This window comes from Gordonia sp. NPDC003504 (genome assembly GCF_053587995.1).
On record NZ_JBSFPC010000012.1, the window covers coordinates 146,743 to 164,427 of the forward strand.

Here is a 17,685-nt window from a genome sequence, read left to right on the forward strand (position 1 = left end):
AAGGTGGTCTCGACCTCGACAACCTCGGCCCGGCGGACACGCCACGGGGCTCGCTTCGCTCGCGCGGCGCACTCGACGGGCGGGTGGAAGAGCAGCTCGACCGGCGGAAACCGGGTTTGCGGTGTGCGTCAATCCGCCGCGGCCACAAGCGGTTCCAGCGTCAGGTCGGGGAGTTCCTTCTCGATGTACTGCAGCCGCCACTTGTCGCTGAAAAGGGCGAGGAGCACGCCGTCGCTGGTGCGGGTGAACACCTCGACACCGCGCTGACGGTTGAGTTCATCGGCGCTCTCGGCATCGGTCTTACGGGCCAAGGTGTAGCCGAGGGGCTCGATCACCGTGTCCACGTTGAATTCTGACTTCATGCGTGCGGTGACCACCTCGAACTGCATCGGTCCGACGGCCGCAAGCACCGGGGACGTGTCGCCGCGGATGTCGTTGCGCAGTACCTGGACGACACCCTCGCTGTCGAGTTGCTCCATGCCTTTGCGGAATTGCTTGTACTTGTCGGCGGTGGTGGCACGCAGTGACGAGAAGTGTTCCGGCGCAAAGGAAGGAATCGGCGGGAACTGGATCTTCGGATCGTCGTAGAGAGTGTCGCCAGGGGCCAGGGCGGTCGCGTTGACCAGACCCACGACGTCGCCGGGATAGGCGGTGTCGACGGTCGAGCGATCACGACCGAAGACGGCCTGGGCGTACTTGGTGGCGAACGGCTTTCCGGTCTGCGCATGTGTGACGACCATGCCGCGTTCGAACTCGCCCGACACGATCCGCATGAACGCCAACCGATCTCGGTGGCTGGCATCCATTCCGGCCTGCACCTTGAACACGACGGCGCTGAACGGATCGGTGGGCTCACGGACGGTACCGTCGATGCCGGTGCGCGATCCCGGCGCCGGGGCCAACTCGACCAACGTCTCCAACAGTTGTCGCACACCGAAATTCAGCATCGCCGAGGCGAAGATCATCGGCGACGTCTGTCCGCCGAGGAACAGTTCCTGGTCGTGATCCTGCCCCATCTCCGAGAGCAGGTCGCTCTCCTCGAGAGCGTCGTTCCATGCGTCGCCCTCGCGGGCCGACGCGGCGTCGGCATCCAGGATCTCCTCGGGGGCGATCGTCGCGCCGCCCGCGGTACGGGTGAAATGGATGTAACGACCGGTGCGCCGATCCAGCAGACCACGGAAGTCACCGGCTATGCCGACCGGAACATACAGCGGGGTCGGCAGCAGGCCGATCCGTTCGTTGATCTCGTCGATGAGTTCCAACGGTGCCTGGCCCGGCCGGTCCCACTTGTTGATCACGGTGATCACCGGGATGCCGCGATGGCGACACACCTGGAACAGCTTGAGCGTCTGCGGTTCGAGTCCCTTGGCGGCGTCGATCAACATCACCGCGGCGTCGACCGCGGTGAGCACGCGGTAGGTGTCCTCGGAGAAATCCGCGTGACCGGGGGTGTCGACGAGATTGATGACGGCGGGCTCGTCGTCGGCGCCGGCACCTCGAGGGGAGTAGTTGAACTGCAATGCCGTCGACGACACCGAGATGCCGCGAGCCTTCTCCATCTCCATCCAGTCCGAGACGGTGGACTTGCGTCCAGCCTTGCCGTGGATGGCGCCCGCCTCGCTGATCATGCGGGCGTGCAACGCCAGGGCCTCGGTCATCGTCGACTTACCGGCGTCGGGATGGGAGATGATCGCGAAGGTACGGCGACGCTTCACCTCGGTGGCAACATCAGAACTCACCTGACGAGGCTATCGGGCGAGGTCGGAGCCCACCAAAACGTCAGACGCGAGGCGTCGGATGCGGCATCACTCGAACGGCACCGGCGGCAACTTGACCACCTGGGCGGCGTAGCTGAGACCGGCGCCGTAGCCCAGCAACAGCGCGGTATCGCCGGGCTTGGCCTTGCCGGTGGACAGCAGATCCTCCATGGCGAGCGGGATCGACGCCGCCGACGTGTTGCCGGTGTGCTCGATGTCGTTGGCGACGACAGTGCCCTCGGGCAGGTGCAGGTTCTTGGCGAGCAGGTCGTTGATCCGAGAATTGGCCTGATGCGGGACGAACACGTCGAGGTTTTCCGCGCCGATCTTGGCCGCCTCGAGGGCACGTTGGGCGACCTTGCCCATTTCGAACGCCGCCCACCGGAACACCGCGGTGCCCTCCATACGCAGGTAGGGGCGCTGCACGCGGTCGCTGTCGAGGAAGGTGACCCAGTCGATGTCCTGGGCGATCGCGGTGTACTGGGTGCCGTCGCTACCCCAGATGACCGGACCGAGTTGCTGGTCCTCGGTCGGTCCGACGACCACGGCACCGGCGCCGTCACCGAAGATGAAGCAGTTGGTGCGGTCGGTCATGTCCATGGCCACCGACAACTGCTCGGCGCCGATGACGAGAACGTGGGTGGCGCTGCCGCCGCGCACCATGTCGGTCGCGATGGCCATCGCGTACCCGAATCCGGCGCAGCCGACCGTGACGTCGAAGGCCGGGACACCGTTGGCGCCGAGTTCGGTGGCCACCTTGACCGCGCCCGCCGGGGTCAGCAGCAGGTGCGTGTTGGTGGCGAGGATGACCGCGTCGATGTCGGAGCCGGACAGCAGGGCGTTCGCGATGGCCTTACGCCCGGCGTCGACGGCCATGTCGACGACGGTCTCGTCGCGCCGCGCGAAGCGTCGCGTCTTGATGCCGGTGCGGGTGTAGATCCACTCGTCGGAGGAATCGATGTTCTCGCAGATCTCGTCATTGGTCACGACGCGTTCGGGGCGGTAGGCGCCGATCCCGAGCATGCCGATGTTGTTCACGCCGGTGGTTTCTGCGATCACGGTCATCGTGAGTTCCTTCCGCTATGCGATCCGCCATAGACCGTCTCACACAACCCCCACTACTTGGAAGTAGGCGTGAGCAGACGATGTACGCGGACACTCATTGTCCGCAATCCGATGAATGCTGGGTCGCACAGTGGTCATAACACCATCGCGACCGCCATCCACCCAGCGAGACGAGGAGACCCATGATCCACGCACGAGGCCTGGTGCAGACCTTCCAGACCGGACGAGGGAAGAACAAACGCGAGGTCAGAGCCGTCGACGGAGTGGATCTCGACATCGCCGAAGGCGAGGTCGTCGGCTTCCTCGGCCCGAACGGCGCGGGCAAGACCACCACCCTGCGCATGCTCACCACGCTGCTGCGTCCGACCGCCGGCACCGCGACCGTCAACGGTTACGACATCGTCGACGATCCGGTCATGGTGCGGCGCAGCATCGGCTACGTCTCCCAGGCCGGCGGGACGTTCAGTCAGGCGCAGGCCGGCGACGAGGTCGTCGACCACGGCATGCTCTATGGGCTCTCGCGCGCCGACGCCACGAATCGGGGCAGAGCACTGTTCGAGCGGTTGCAGCTCGACGGCCTGTGGGATCGCATGCCCAAGAACATGTCCGGCGGACAGAAGCGCCGGCTCGATATCGCCATGGGGCTCGTCCATGACCCGAGCCTGGTGTTCCTGGACGAGCCGACCACCGGCCTCGATCCGCAGGCGCGGGCCAATCTGTGGGAGCACATCCGCGCATTGCGCGCCGACCGTGGTGCCACGGTGTTCCTCACCACCCACTACCTCGACGAGGCCGATGAACTCTCCGACCGCATCCTGATCATCGACAACGGCACGATCGTCGCCGCCGACACCGCCGACAACCTCAAGGCCAGGGTGTCCGGTGACCTCGTCGACCTGCAGGTCGCCCACGCCGGCGACGTGACCGCGGCCGCCGCCCGGCTCGCCACCATCGCCGGGCCGGTGGAGACCGACGGCTGTCACGTCCGCGGTCGGGTGCTGCGCGCCGGACGCGAGATGCCCGGCCTGATGCGCGACCTGACGACGCAATCCATCGACCTGGAGTCGATCGAGATCATCCGGCCGACCCTCGACGACGTCTTCCTCACCATGACCGGCCGTTCCCTGCGCGACGCGGAGGCCGCCACCGACAACCCCGCCGCCACCGAGCTCGAGAACGAAGGAGCCCTGCGATGACCTTTCTGCGCGAATCCCACATCGTCTTCCGCCGCCAGATCCGGATGAACCTGCGCAATCCCGCCTGGGTGCTCATCGGTGTGCTGCAACCGATCCTCTACCTGGTGCTGTTCGGGCCGCTGCTGAAACCCCTGGTCGCACAGTTCCCCGGCGGCGCGGACAACCCGTACACCTTCCTGGTGCCGGGGCTCCTCGTCCAGCTCGGCCTGTTCGGCGCGTTGTTCGCCGGCTTCAGCCTGATCGGGGAGTGGCGCGAAGGCGTCATCGAGGCCGAACGGGTGACGCCGGCCAGTCGCACCGCGCTGCTCACCGGGCGGCTCATGCGTGATGTCCTGCAGTTGTTCGTCCAGGCGCTGATCCTGGTGCTGTTGGGCTGGATCATGGGGATGCGCGGATCGGTGCTCGGCGTGACCGTCGGCATCGTCATCACCCTGCTGATCGGTGGCGCGTGCGCCGCGGCGTCCAATGCGCTGGCCCTCACCACCAAGAGTGAGGACGTGATGGCCCCGGTCATCAACATGGTGATGATGCCGGTGCTGCTGCTGTCGGGCATCCTGCTGCCGATGACCCTGGGGCCGCAGTGGTTGCAGAGTCTCAGTGACTTCATGCCGTTCCGCTGGATCGTCGACGGTGTCCGCGACAGCTTCGGCGGGGACATCGCCACGATGGCCGTGCTGTGGTCGGTGCTGGCCGCGGTCGTGCTGGCCACACTGGGAACCTGGTGGGGCACATCGGTTTTCCGGAAGGAGAATGCCTGAGGCGGAGACGGTTGCCACATATACCCTATAGGGGTATATGTGGATGGTATGTCCACCCCGCAACACGACCGCTCCCAGGCGGCACATGACGTCATGAATGACGGGTCCGTGAATCACGAGTCCATGGGCCATGGCTCGATGGGCCACAGCGGCTCGGACCACGGCGGCATGGACCACAGCGGCATGGACCACAGCGGCATGGACCACGCGAGCATGGGACACAGTGGCCACCACGACCACGTCGCCCAATTCCGGCGAATGTTCTGGATCACCCTGGTCCTGGCGATCCCCACCGTGGCACTGAGTCCGATGTTCGCCGACCTCCTCGGCTACACGCTGCCCGACGCCGCGTGGCTGCGCTGGGTGTCGCCGATCCTCGGTACCGTCATCTATCTCTGGGGTGGTCGACCGTTCCTGACCGGAGCGGTCAGTGAAATACGTTTCCGCGCACCGGGAATGATGCTCCTGATCGCACTTGCCATCACCGTCGCGTTCCTGTCGTCGTGGGGTTCGACGCTGCACCTGCTCGACCACGAGCTCGACTTCTGGTGGGAGCTGGCACTTCTCGTCGTGATCATGCTCCTCGGGCACTGGATCGAGATGCGTTCGCTCGCGCAGACGACGTCCGCGCTGGATTCGCTGTCGGCGTTACTGCCCGATACGGCCGAACGCGTCGACGGCGACGACATCGTCACCGTCGCGCCGGGCGACCTGCGCGTCGGCGACGTCGTGGTGGTCCGTCCCGGCGCGTCCATCCCCGCCGACGGCACCATCGTCGACGGCTCGGCATCGGTCGACGAATCCATGGTCACCGGTGAATCGGCAACGGTCCGAAGGGACGTCGGCGATCACGTCGTCGCCGGGACCGTCGCCACCGATTCCGGGCTGCGTGTCGAGGTCGACGCGGTCGGCGACGACACCGCCCTCGCCGGGATTCAGAAACTCGTGTCCGACGCCCAGAACTCGACGTCGCGGGCCCAACGCCTCGCCGACATCGCCGCCCGTTGGCTGTTCTGGTACGCCCTCGGCGCCGCCGTACTCACCGCCATCATCTGGACCGCCATCGGCATGCCCGATTCGGCGATCGTACGGGCCATCACCGTGCTCGTCATCGCCTGCCCGCACGCCCTGGGCCTGGCCATCCCGCTGGTCGTCTCCATCGCCACCGAACGTGCCGCACGCGGGGGAGTGCTCATCAAGGATCGCCTGGCGCTGGAATCGATGCGCACCGTCGACACCGTCCTCTTCGACAAGACCGGCACCCTGACGCGCGGGGAACCGCAGGTCACCGGCATCGAATCGGCTTCCGGGTCCGCGGACGACGAGGTACTCGCCCTGGCCGCGGCCGCCGAGACCGACAGTGAGCACCCGTTGGCCCGGGCCATCACCCGGGCCGCCGCCAACCGCGGTCTCGACGTTCCGGCGGCGTCGGACTTCTCCTCGTCGCCGGCGGTCGGGGTCGGCGCCACGGTGGACGGCCGCACGATCCGCGTGGGCGGTCCGGCACTCCTCGACGATGCGGGCGCCAACGAGCTGCCCATCGCCCAGAGTTGGCGCGAGGAGGGAGCGATCATCCTGCACGTCCTCGCCGACGATGAGGTGATCGGCGCCGTAGCGCTGGCCGACGAGATCCGCCCGGAGTCCCGCCAGACCGTCGACGCGCTGAGGCGCCGCGGCGTCGACGTCGTGATGGTCACCGGCGATGCGACGGCCGTCGCCGAGACGGTCGCATCGGACCTCGGCATCGACCGCGTCTACGCCGGGGTGCGACCAGAAGACAAGGCGCACACCGTCGCCGAACTCCAGCACGAGGGCCGCCGGGTCGCCATGGTCGGCGACGGCGTCAACGATGCGCCCGCGCTGGCGCAGGCGGACGTGGGCCTCGCGATCGGCGCGGGTACCGACGTCGCCATCGGCTCGGCCGGGGTCATCCTCGCCTCGTCGGACCCGCGGTCGGTGCTGTCGGTCATCGAACTGTCCCGCGCCACCTACCGCAAGATGAAGCAGAACCTGTGGTGGGCAGCCGGATACAACCTCATCGCGGTGCCGTTGGCCGCCGGTGTTCTCGCCCCCATCGGCTTCCTGCTGCCGATGAGCGTCGGCGCCATCCTGATGTCGGTGTCGACGGTCGTCGTCGCACTCAACGCGCAGTTGCTGCGGCGGGTGGATCTGTCGCCGGAGAACAGCGTGCGGCGCTGACCTCGCTCCCGCGTATCCGATCTCTTCCCGCGCACTCATATCGTTGCGCGGGGAGCAGACGAGTGCGCGGGAATGCACGGCCGCGCGGAAGAACGGCACGGAATCCGATGGAACCGAACACCATCGCGTTGCGTCCAACTCCCGTGACCACATATCCCCATGATCGATACGGTCTGATTCGCCGTGACGCGGCGCTTCGGCAGGGCATCACCGACGCCCGTCGCGCCAACGACGTCAGAGACGGCCAACTCATCACACTCATCCCCGGCGTCGACGTGGAACCGAGCGCCGAGTTCGACGGACATGACGGTGCGCAGAAATTGCACCGGCTCAGGTCGATTGCGGTGGCCACGTCGAAGCTGGCTACCGGACCCGCACTCCCGCTCAGCCACTCATCTGCGGCGACAATGCACGGCCTACCTCTGCTGAAACCCGATCTGGAACGCGTCCACGTCACGAGAGGCGCGTCGTCGGGCGGATCGATCGGCACCCATCGGCACGTGCACGTGGCACCGATCGAGCCCACGGAGATCGTGACGATCGACGGCGTCGCGGTCACCTCACTCGAACGTACGGCGGTCGACGTCGCCACCTCGGGCACCTTCGCCCAGGCGCTGACGGTTTTCGACCACGCACTCCGGTGCGATGCCGACCGCGCGCTGATGCACGAGATGATCGTGACCCGACGTCGCCGCAACGGTGTGATGGCGGAGCAGGCGCTCCTGTCGGCGAACCCGTTGTCGGGCAGCGTCGGGGAATCGTGGAGCCGCGCCGAGATCATCGTCGCCGGATTCACCGTTCCGCGACTGCAACACAAGATCGTGGTGCCCTCGGGCCGCACCTACTACACCGACTTCGACTGGGATTGGCTCCTCGTCGGTGAGTTCGACGGGCTGAGCAAGTACGGGAGATTTCGCCGTGCAGGCGAATCTATCGCCGACGCGGTGATGCGGGAGAAGCGTCGCGAGGACGAGATCCGCGGTACCGGACCGATGGTGGCGCGCTGGATCTGGGCGGATCTGGAGCGAAATGCCGTCATCCCCATGCTCGAGGAGCGGCTGCGTCACCTCGGGCTGATCCCGCGGTGACCCTTCGCCGCACGAGTTTGCGGCCCGGCCTCCCGCGCACTCGATCTCTTCCCGCGCACTCATATCGTTGCGCGGGAAGAGAACGGTTACGCGGGAATCAAAACGGTTGCGCGGGAAGTAAACCGGTTGTGCGGAAACAGGATCGGCGGTCAGTCGAGCCCGTCGAAGCTGCTCACCGCAGGCGCCGGCGGCAGCGTGACGATGGCACCCGCATACGACAGGCCGGCGCCGAATCCCAGGAGCATGGCGGTCTGTCCGCCCTTGGCCTTGCCGGTGGCCAGCATCTCCTCCATCGCGAGCGGGATCGACGCCGCCGACGTGTTGCCGGTGTTCTCGATGTCGCCCGCCATCGGGAGATCCTCCGGGAAGCCGAGGTTCTTTTTCATCAGTTCGTTGATGCGTGCGTTGGCCTGATGCGGGATGAACACCTCGATGTCGTCCACCGACACCCCCGAGGTGTCGATGACCGCGGCCAGGGCCTTGGGCAGGGTGATGGCGGCCCAGCGGAACACCCGCGGGCCCTGCATCGTCACGACCATCCGGCCGACCGGATCGGTCTCCGGGTCCTTGTGCTGGAACTCCTGCGCGCGGTCCATGTATTCGGGGATGTCGTAGTTCTGGCCGATGGCCTCGGCGTTCTCACCATCGGAACCCCAGACGGTCGGCGAGATCCCGTTCAGCTCACTCGGTCCGACGACCACCGCGCCGGCGCCGTCGCCGAAGATGAAGGCGGTGTTGCGATCGGTCGGATCCATCACCACCGACATCGTCTCCACGCCGACCACCAGCACGAACTCGGCGGATCCGGCGCGTACGGTGTCGGCGGCGACGCCGAGCGCGTACCCGAACCCACCGCACCCGGCGGCGACGTCGTAGGCGGGAATGCCGTTGATTCCGATGTCGAAGGCGACGATCGGGCCGCCGTGCGGGATCTTCGTCTTCCAGCTGTTGGTGGCGAGGATCAGCGCGCCGATCTTCTCCTTGTCGACCCCCGAGTTCGCGATGGCGCGTTCGGCCGCGGCCGCGGCCATCGACCGCGCGGACTCGTCACCGCTGATCCAGCGTCGATTGCGGATGCCGCTGCGCTCGAAGATCCACTCGTCGGTGCTGTCGAGGACCTCGCACACCTCGTCGTTGCTGACCAGCCGTCGGGGACGGTAGGCACCGATGCCCAGCATCGCCACATTCTGATGTCCGGTGTTCACCGCGAGTTGTCCCACGTGTCTCTCCTTCGGGTTGCGCCGTGAGAGAGTGTATGCGCCTCGGCGGGCGCCACACGTGAGCCGATGGTCCCGGCGTTCGGCGCGTCACACGCGGCGGTTCAACTCGCCGGTTCATCAGTTCGGCCGCGCGTTTCAGCTCAGCGGCCAGAACACCGGCACCAGGAGCACGCTGGTCACCAGCCAGGCGGCCATGATGACGATGCCGAGGCGCCAGTAATCGCCGAACCGGTAGCCGCCGGGATTCATCACGATCATGTTGGCCGGCGTGGCGATCGGGGTCAGTACCGCGGCGGCCGCGGCAACACACGTCAGCATCAAGATGCCTCGGGGGTCGACACCGAGATCGCGGGCCGCGGCCAGCGCCACGGGGATCACGATCAGCACCGTCGCGGCGTTGCTGATGAACTGGCCGAGCGCCGCGGTGAGCACGAATAGCGCGACCAGCAGGACGTAGGCACTGTGTCCGGAGACGAGGTCGACGATGGGCTTCGCGAGTTGTTCGGCGCCACCACTGTCGGTGATGGCCTCCGACATCGGGATCAGCGCGGCGATCAACACCAGGGTCTGCCACGGGATCGCGCGGTACGCCTGCTCGCTGGCGATGACCCGGGTCAGCACCATCGCGACGGCGGCGAGGAGGCCGGCCACCACCGGTGGGACCGCCCCGGTTGCCAGCAACACGATCATCGCGACCAGGATGAGACCGGCGCGCGGGGCGCTGCGTCCGAGTGGAATGGTCTGGCGGCGAAGTTGTTCGGAGGACGCCACCACCATCAGGTTCTGGTCGTCGACGAGTGCGTCGATCACCCGCCACGGACCGTGGACGAGCAGTGCGTCACCCTCGGCGAGTTCGACCGACTTCGGTCCTACGTCGGAGCTGAAACGCCGCACCGACAACACCAGCAGTCCGTCCTCGGCACGGACCATCCCGGGAAAAGCCTTGCGCCCGATCCACTCCGAGCGTGGTGGGATGACCACCTCGCTGACGCCGAGGTCCCGATCGACCAATCGGCCCCTGTTGCGTCGCCGACCGATCACGTCCTCGACGGTGAGATCATTTGCATGAGCGAAACTCTCGGCCACGTCACGTCGGCCGTACACGACCAGCACGTCGTCGGGCGCGAGTTCGTGGCCCGACGAGAGCACCTTGCCGGACTGGCCCTGCACGCCCACGGCACGCAACCCGTCGGCCAACTCCAATCGCCGTCGACTCGACCCGATCACCGGAGACTCCGTACCCACGCGCAGACGGAAGGTCTGATCACCCGCACCGGAGGCGTCGAGTTCGTAGTGCTCGACGACGGTCGACACGTAGCTGCTGAAATCGGCAGGTAGCGAGAGGGATTCGCGGATCGGCAGCAGACGATGGCCGATGGTCGCGGTGATCGCGATGGTGACCAGCACCAACGGGACACCGATGAGGCCGAACTCGAAATAGCCGAATCCCGAGCCGGTCTGCTCGACGGCGGCCTCGTCGACGATCACGTTCACCGGGCTGCCCGACAACGTCAGCATCGATCCGGCGCTCGCGGCGTACGCGAGGGGGATGAGCGCCTTGGACGGCCGCAGACCGGCGTGACGTGCCACCGACACCGTCACCGGCACCAGGGCGGCGGCCGCACCGTTGACGGTGATGAGTGCGCTGAGGAGGGCGGCGAGAATCATGATGGCCGCGATCACCCGGAACCGGCCGGTGCCCGCCAGGTTGCTGAGCAGGCGACCGGCCCATGCGGTGATCCCGGACGCCTCGAGGCCCTCGCTGACCACGAAGAGAGCGGCGATGAAGGCGATGACGCTCTGCCCGAGGCCGGAGGCCATGGTGGACAGGTCGATGAGGCCCAAGGCGTAGAGGACCAGCGCGGAGGAGATGGCGACCATCGTCACCGGCAGTCGATTCCAGATGAACAGCACCACCGTGACAGCGAGCACGATCAGGCTCAGCGTCGCATCCGACATACCTCATCGTGACATCGCGGCCCCCTGGCCGCAGGCGTCACCTTGCGTGCACGGTGTTCTGGGCGGACTCCAGACCGTATCGCAGCAACAGGTCGACGGCGTCGGCGCCGTGTTCGATGAGTAGGTCGACGTCGGCGCGGGCCGCCGACGGGAAGGGTTTGAGGACGTAGTCGGCCGGATCCTGGCGTCCCGGCGGGCGTCCGATGCCGAGCCGGACCCGCAGGTAGTCGCGGGTGCCGATGGTCTGGCTGATCGAACGCAGGCCGTTGTGTCCGCCTTCGCCGCCGCCCCGCTTGAGCCGGACCAGCCCGAAATCGATGTCGAGTTCGTCGTGCAGAACGATCAGATCCTCGGGTGACACCGAGTAGAACTTCGCCAGCGGACCGATCTGACGGCCGGTGGTGTTCATGAAGGTACGGGCCTTGGCCACCAGCACCGAACCGCCGGCGAACGGTACCGATGCCACTTCAGCGCCGGAGCGCTTGTGCACCGAGTATCGCCCACCGGCGGAGGTGACCAGACGATCGGCGACCATCGCGCCGATGTTGTGTCGTGTCTTCTCGTATTTCGGACCTGGATTACCCAGCCCGACAATGAGTTTCACGTTTTGTGACTCCAGAGAGTCGTCGGTCGGAGATTACTCCGACTCCGACTCGCCCTCGGTCGGGACCTCGGCGCCGGCCTCGACGGCCTCTTCCTCGAGGTCGGAAGCGGTCGGGGCCTCGTTGACGGCGACGATCAGGGTGTCGGCGTCGGTCACCAGGGTGACGCCCTCGGGGAGATCGAGGTCGGAGGCCAGGATCGACACACCGACTTCCTTGCCCTCGACGTCGACGGTGATCTGCTCGGGGATCGACAGCGCGTCGGCCTCGATCTCGACGGTGTTGGCGTCCTGGACGACCAGGGAGCCCGGGGCGGCGTCACCCTCGACGACGATGTTGACCTCGACGGTCACCTTCTCGCCGCGCTTGATGACGAGCAGGTCGACATGCTCGATGTAGTTGCGGATCGGGTGGACGTCGACCTGCTTGGTCAGCGCGAGCTGGCTGGTGCCCTCGATGTCGAGGTCGATGACGGCGTTGGTGCCGTTGTTACGCAGGATCGTGGCGAGGTCACGGGCCGGCAGGCTCAGGTGCTGCGGGTCGGTGCCGTGGCCGTAAAGGACGGCGGGGACGAGGCCCTCGCGGCGGGCGCGGCGTGCGGCGCCTTTGCCCTTCTCGGTACGGGTGGTGACGGCCAGGGTGGCGGTCTGGTTTGCCATGGGGCTTCTCCTTCGTGCGGGGCCGCGGGGCGGCCGGTCGGTGCTTCTCGGATGCGGACCTGCGCCGACACCCACATCACGACCGTCGCGGCGCACTCGCACAGAGGCGCCAGAGGAGACGTAGCGTGGCCGCGCCGATCACGGTGATCACTCACCCTCGCCGAGACAACCCGAACAGAATAGCCGATGAACTGCGCGGATGTCATATCCGCGCGGGGTGGGGGTGACGGGCGGCATACTGACGGCCATGACCTCACGGACCCCCATCGACATCGTCACCGGATTTCTGGACGCACTCGCCCGCGGGGACAGCGCCGCGGGAATGATCGACGTCGCCGATCAGATCGCCTACACCAACGTCTCGACGCCCACCATTCGCGGACGGGCGAAGGTCAAGAGGATCTTCAAACAGTTCGACGCCTCACCCGCCTCGTTCAACTACCGGATGGTGAACGTGAGCGCCGACGAAGAGGCCGGTGTGGTCCTCACCGAACGTGTCGACGAGATCCGGCTCGGGCGGTTCATCCTGCAGTTCTGGGTGTGCGGGCGTTTCGAGATCGCCGACGCGCAGATCACCGTGTGGCGCGACTACTTCGATTACTTCGACATGACCAAGGCCCTGCTGAAGGGTCTGCTAGGCGTGGTCGTGCCCGCGGTGGTGCGGCCGTTGCCCGACGAACACACGACACGGGTTCTGCGCACCACGGGACCGCTGGCCTAGCATCGACGCCATGGCTTACCAGCAACCCGGACCTTACGGGCCTCAGCCGACCGGCAGTTTCTACGTCAACATCCTCGGTCAGGAACAGGGGCCGCTGAGCCTTCCCGAACTGCAGTACATGGCGGTGTCGGGCCAGTTGCAGGCGAGCACACCGGTCCGGTCGGCGGACGCTCCGTACCCGTTTCCGGCCGTCCAGGTGCCCGGCCTGTTCTCCGACAAGAGCAAACTCACCGCCGGATTGCTGCAACTGTTCCTCGGCAGCTTCGGCGTCGGCCGCTTCTACCTCGGATACACCGGCATCGGCATCGCACAGATCGCCGTCACGTGGCTGACCTGCGGTGTCGGCGCGATCTGGCCCCTGATCGACGGCATCCTGATGCTCGTCGGCAAGGTGCCCGACGTCAACAACCGGCCATTGCGCGACTGAGCAGAACCGGTCGATGAGCGTAACCGTTCCCACTCGAACCCACCGGCTCGCGCCCAGCGAGGTGGCCGGTGCGATCGGCGTCGCCGGGTTCGGAGTCGCTCTCGCGCTGAGTCCCGCCCACATCGACGACGGCCCGATCCTGTGTCCCTTCCGGCTGGCGACCGGTCTTCCCTGTCCGGGCTGCGGCCTGACCCGGTCATGGGTGTATGGCGCGCACGGTGATTGGGCGCAATCCTTTGCGGCACACCCGTTCGGGCTGCCGCTGCTGATGGGGTTGCTGCTGCTGGCCGTAGCGGCGATCGTTCAGCGCGTGCGGCACCGGGAGCCGCCGAGACTCGATCGGTTGATCTGGAATCCGGTGGCCAAGTTTGTGCTCGCCGGGTGGGTGATCTTTGGTGTGGTCAGGCTCGTGCTGGCCATCTGAGCCGACGGAGTGCCCGCCTCAGGCGAGGTGCAGGGTCGGCGAATACATGTCGATCCAGTGGTACAGGTCCAGCGTGCGATCGAGCTGAGTCCGGGGCGCCCCGGTCAGCGACGCGGCATCGGCGCCGACGGCAGAGCTCACCCAGTCGTGATCGACGAGGGAGAACACCGGATGATCTCGGTCGGCGGCCACATCGGCGAGCTGCTGCTGAAGCGACTCCGCGTACTTGACGTCCTGCGTCGACGGATACGGGCTCTTGGTGCGATCGATCACCGACTGCGGCAACACATGTCGGGTTGCCTCGCGGAGCAGGCTCTTCTCCCAGCCGTCGAAGGTCTTGAACGCCCACGGGGTGTTGTACACGTACTCGACGAGTCGGTGATCGCAGAACGGCACCCGCACCTCGAGTCCGACCGCCATCGAGGCGCGGTCCTTGCGATCGAGCAACATCCGCACCATTCGGGTCAGATGCAGGTTGCAGATCTCGCGCATCCGGCGTTCGTCGCCGGTCTCGCCGTCGACGACGGGGACCGCCTTGAGCGCGGCCGAGTACTGTTCGTCGACGTAGGCGTCGAGGTCGAGGGCGCGGCGCAGGTCCGGGGTGAGCAGCGCGTCGCGGCCGGTGGTGATCGACGATTGAAATGCCAACCACGGGAACGTATGTGCGGTGCGGGCGGCCTCGTCGAAGAACCAGCGGTAGCCGCCGAACACCTCGTCGGCCGACTCGCCTGACAAGGCGACCGTCGATTCCTCCCGGATCGCCCGGAACAGCAGGTACAGCGAGGTGTCCATGTCGCCCAAGCCCGCGGGGATGTCCCGCGCGGCGATGACGGCCCGGCGCACGTCGGGATCACTGAGATCGGCGAGATTGAGGACGACGTCGCGGTGCATCGATCCCACGTGTGCGGCGACGTCCCGGACAAACGGGGAATCGGGGGTGTCGCGCATCTCGTCGGGGATGAAGTTGGACTCCTGGTCGGCGAAGTCGACCGAATAGCTGTGCACCCGTTGTCCTTCGGTACCCAGACGCTTGGCGGCCAGACCGGTCAGCGCACTGGAGTCGAGCCCGCCGGAGAGCAGGACGCACCGCGGGACGTCGGCGATCAGCTGGCGATCGACGGTGTCGGTGAGCAGATCGCGCACCGTGTCGATGGTCAAGTCCAGGGAGTCGCGGTGCCGGCGAGCGGGCAGCGTCCAGTAGGTGTGGTGCTGCCATCCGCTGCGGTTGACGGTCACCATCGCACCGGGCTCGAGTTCGCGGATATCACGCCACAGCGCCCAGCCCGGTTGTTTGGTCATCGCGAACAGTTCGCGCAGTCCGTCGAGGTCGACGTCGCGACCGATGAGCGGATTGGCCAGCAGCGCTTTGGGTTCGGAGCCGAAGACCACCCCGTCGGCGGTCTCCGAGACGTAGAACGGCTTGATTCCCAGTCGATCTCGGACCATCGTCAACTCATCGGTACGGCCGTGCCAGACCGCGAAGGCGAACATACCGTTGAGGTGATGGGGGAGGTGTGCACCCCACTCCAGATAGCCGTGCAACACCACCTCGGTGTCGGAGTCGGTGATGAAATGATGCCCCCGCGAACGTAATTCTGTGCGCAGTTACCGATAGTTGTACGTTTCGCCGCTGTAGACGATGGCCACCACGCCGTCGGGGGTCTCGACGGTCATCGGTTGATGCCCGAGCGGCAGGTCGATGATCGCGAGCCTGCGGTGACCGAGGCCGATGTGGGTGTCGATGAAGACCCCGCAGTCGTCGGGGCCTCGTCGTGTCATCGTCGCCGTCATCTCGTCGATGACGTGACGTTCGTTGCGCAGATCGTGATGAAATCCGAGCCATCCGGTGATACCGCACATGACACACCCCTATCTAGTTAGCGTTGCTAAATAGTTGACCAGTGCCGTTCTAGCACAGGGGATGACAGGCGTCGAGAACGCCGAGAGCTATGTCCGGATTGTCGTGCGCGCGAGTGTCAGAGGATCTCGTCGATATTGTCGACGGGGCGGGCCAATCGGGTGCCCTTGTCCGTCACCACGAAGGGACGTTCGACGAGGACCGGATGAGCGACCATCTGCTCACGCAGCGTCTCCTCGTCGGCGTCGGCGAGACCGAGTTCGGAGTACAGGGATTCCCGTTTACGCACCGCCTGAGCTGCGGTGAGCCCCGCATCGGCGAGCAACGTGTCGAGCTGTTCCCGGGTGAACGGTTCGTCGAGGTAGCGCACGATGCTCGGTTCGATCCCGGCGTCGCGCAGTTTCTGCAGCGTCTTGCGGGAGGTCGAGCATCGCGGGTTGTGATAGATCGTCGCGTCCACGGACTACACCCTAGTCGGCAACCGCAACGTCACCGCGAGGGCCGCGACCGCGCAGATCGCGCCGATCAGGGTTGGGGCGAGGGAGCCCGCACGGTCGATCGCCACGGCGCCGACGAGTGCACCCAGACCGATCGAGAGGTTGAACGTGGTCGAGTAGATGGTGGTGGCCGCCTCCCGGTGTGTCGGCGCCACCCGCAAGACCGTGGTCTGCAGGCCGATGGGGATCGCGGCGTAGCCCGCCGACCACACCATCAGCACCACCAGGACGAGCGGGGTGAGCGACGACGTGGCGACCACCAGGACCAGGGCGACGGCGAGCAGGCCCACGAGGACGCCGAGGGATCCGCGGATCGAGCGGGTCCGGGTGAGGAAGGCACCGGCCGCGAAGTTGCCCGCGACCCCGGCCACACCCATCGCCAGCAGCACCGCGCTCACCAGGTCGGCGTCGATGCCGATGGTGTCCACGATCAGCGGCGTCACATAGGTGTAGGCGGCGTAGGCGCCGGTGATGACCAGTGCGGTGACGATGATCGTGACGCGCAGGTTGCGCTCGCGCAGCATCGACGGCAGTCGACGCAGGGACAGGCTTCCGGCCGGTGCGACGGGCGTCATGAACACGGCGAGTGCCACCAACGTCACCGCCGACAATCCGGACAACGCCCAGTAGGCACTCCGCCAACCGGCGAGCTGACCGACGAAGGTGCCCAACGGCATCCCGGCGACCGAGGCGATCGACACGCCGGAGAAAGCGATGGTGTTGGCGCGCACCGCATGACGGGTGGAGACCAATGCCACCGCGGTCGGCGCGACGATGGTCCACATCTGGCCCAGGGCCACGCCGATCAGCACCCGCACGATCACCAGCGTCGCGTAGTTCGGGGCGAGGGCGGTGAGGGTGTTGCCGACCACGAACACCGCCATCACCGCCAGCGCGATCCTGCGGCGGTCGATGCGGCGGGTCAGCGACGACAACGTGGGTGCGGCCACCGCGGCGACGAAGGCGAACACCGTGACGGTGAGTCCGATGAGCCCTTCGGACACGCCCAGGTCGGCGGCCATCGGCTGGAGCAGGCCGATGGGCATGATCTCGGTGGTGGTGATCGTGAAGACCGCCAACCCGAGTGCGGTCACCGCGGCCCAGTCGCGCGCGGTCACCGCCGAATCGGTGCGGCCCGTCACGGGCGTTGGGTTCTGCTCGGGCACGGGTGAAGGGTCTCCTCGTCGAAGGGTGGACGTCGGCGGGGCGACACGACAGCGGGCCGGGGGGGGGGAGATTAGTAGTGCGAGGGCCC

The 17,685-nt window shown here is 66.7% G+C and carries 15 protein-coding genes and 1 pseudogene; 7 read left to right on the plus strand and 9 right to left on the minus strand.

Annotated features, from left to right (window positions below; genetic code table 11):
- Window positions 1-128: 128 nt before the first annotated feature.
- Both ACWDPV_RS19860 and ACWDPV_RS19865 read right to left on the minus strand, forming a co-directional pair.
- The gene (locus tag ACWDPV_RS19860; protein ID WP_449744315.1) at window positions 129-1,739 is read right to left on the minus strand and encodes a peptide chain release factor 3; all 1,611 of its coding nucleotides are present in this window, start codon (window positions 1,737-1,739) and stop codon (window positions 129-131) included.
- A 66-nt stretch (window positions 1,740-1,805) separates the two neighbouring features.
- Complete coding sequence (locus tag ACWDPV_RS19865; protein WP_348809530.1) at window positions 1,806-2,822, minus strand: beta-ketoacyl-ACP synthase III; 1,017 nt, start codon at window positions 2,820-2,822, stop codon at window positions 1,806-1,808.
- Window positions 2,823-3,004: 182 nt separating this feature from the next.
- Here ACWDPV_RS19865 and ACWDPV_RS19870 point away from each other — a divergent pair, with 182 nt between their 5' ends.
- From ACWDPV_RS19870 to ACWDPV_RS19885, 4 genes are all read left to right on the plus strand, one after another.
- Window positions 3,005-4,018, plus strand: coding sequence for an ATP-binding cassette domain-containing protein (locus ACWDPV_RS19870; RefSeq protein WP_449744316.1), 1,014 nt, complete (start codon window positions 3,005-3,007; stop codon window positions 4,016-4,018).
- Window positions 4,015-4,776 (plus strand): ABC transporter permease, encoded by a 762-nt coding sequence (locus ACWDPV_RS19875; RefSeq protein WP_348802919.1) that lies wholly within the window; start codon window positions 4,015-4,017, stop codon window positions 4,774-4,776. The genes ACWDPV_RS19870 and ACWDPV_RS19875 overlap by 4 nt, the downstream gene beginning before the upstream one ends.
- A gap of 93 nt (window positions 4,777-4,869) precedes the next feature.
- A complete protein-coding gene (locus tag ACWDPV_RS19880; protein WP_449744317.1) occupies window positions 4,870-6,975 on the plus strand; it encodes a heavy metal translocating P-type ATPase in 2,106 nt (701 codons plus the stop codon).
- Between the two features lie 143 nt (window positions 6,976-7,118).
- Window positions 7,119-8,063: a hypothetical protein gene (locus tag ACWDPV_RS19885; RefSeq protein WP_449744318.1), complete on the plus strand. Its 945-nt coding sequence runs from the start codon at window positions 7,119-7,121 to the stop codon at window positions 8,061-8,063.
- Window positions 8,064-8,212: 149 nt separating this feature from the next.
- Here ACWDPV_RS19885 and ACWDPV_RS19890 read toward each other — a convergent pair whose 3' ends face one another.
- The 4 genes from ACWDPV_RS19890 to ACWDPV_RS19905 form a co-directional block, all read right to left on the minus strand.
- Complete coding sequence (locus ACWDPV_RS19890) at window positions 8,213-9,241, minus strand: beta-ketoacyl-ACP synthase 3 (RefSeq protein ID WP_449744337.1); 1,029 nt, start codon at window positions 9,239-9,241, stop codon at window positions 8,213-8,215.
- Window positions 9,242-9,418: 177 nt separating this feature from the next.
- Window positions 9,419-11,242 (minus strand): SLC13 family permease, encoded by a 1,824-nt coding sequence (locus ACWDPV_RS19895; protein ID WP_449744319.1) that lies wholly within the window; start codon window positions 11,240-11,242, stop codon window positions 9,419-9,421.
- 37 nt (window positions 11,243-11,279) lie between these two features.
- Window positions 11,280-11,846 carry an aminoacyl-tRNA hydrolase gene (pth, locus tag ACWDPV_RS19900; protein ID WP_449744320.1) on the minus strand — a complete coding sequence of 189 codons (567 nt, stop codon included), beginning with the start codon at window positions 11,844-11,846 and terminating at the stop codon, window positions 11,280-11,282.
- Window positions 11,847-11,879: 33 nt separating this feature from the next.
- The gene (locus tag ACWDPV_RS19905) at window positions 11,880-12,503 is read right to left on the minus strand and encodes a 50S ribosomal protein L25/general stress protein Ctc (RefSeq protein ID WP_348809535.1); all 624 of its coding nucleotides are present in this window, start codon (window positions 12,501-12,503) and stop codon (window positions 11,880-11,882) included.
- Window positions 12,504-12,750: 247 nt separating this feature from the next.
- On the opposite strand from ACWDPV_RS19905, the gene ACWDPV_RS19910 reads away from it, so the two are divergent.
- Genes ACWDPV_RS19910 through ACWDPV_RS19920 form a run of 3 tightly spaced genes read left to right on the plus strand, consistent with a single transcriptional unit; the run spans window position 12,751 to window position 14,075 of the window.
- Window positions 12,751-13,224, plus strand: coding sequence for a limonene-1,2-epoxide hydrolase family protein (locus tag ACWDPV_RS19910; protein ID WP_449744321.1), 474 nt, complete (start codon window positions 12,751-12,753; stop codon window positions 13,222-13,224).
- A gap of 10 nt (window positions 13,225-13,234) precedes the next feature.
- Window positions 13,235-13,651, plus strand: coding sequence for a TM2 domain-containing protein (locus ACWDPV_RS19915; protein ID WP_449744322.1), 417 nt, complete (start codon window positions 13,235-13,237; stop codon window positions 13,649-13,651).
- Between the two features lie 13 nt (window positions 13,652-13,664).
- Window positions 13,665-14,075, plus strand: coding sequence for a DUF2752 domain-containing protein (locus ACWDPV_RS19920; RefSeq protein WP_449744323.1), 411 nt, complete (start codon window positions 13,665-13,667; stop codon window positions 14,073-14,075).
- Between the two features lie 18 nt (window positions 14,076-14,093).
- On the opposite strand, the pseudogene asnB reads toward ACWDPV_RS19920, so the two are convergent.
- The 3 genes and pseudogenes from asnB to ACWDPV_RS19935 all read right to left on the minus strand — a co-directional run bounded on the left by asnB (window position 14,094) and on the right by ACWDPV_RS19935 (window position 17,596).
- Window positions 14,094-15,935: pseudogene (asnB, locus tag ACWDPV_RS19925) on the minus strand (asparagine synthase (glutamine-hydrolyzing)).
- A gap of 116 nt (window positions 15,936-16,051) precedes the next feature.
- Complete coding sequence (gene arsC / locus ACWDPV_RS19930; protein WP_449744324.1) at window positions 16,052-16,393, minus strand: arsenate reductase (glutaredoxin); 342 nt, start codon at window positions 16,391-16,393, stop codon at window positions 16,052-16,054.
- Window positions 16,394-16,396: 3 nt separating this feature from the next.
- Window positions 16,397-17,596, minus strand: coding sequence for an MFS transporter (locus tag ACWDPV_RS19935; RefSeq protein ID WP_449744325.1), 1,200 nt, complete (start codon window positions 17,594-17,596; stop codon window positions 16,397-16,399).
- Between the last annotated feature and the right edge of the window lie 89 nt (window positions 17,597-17,685).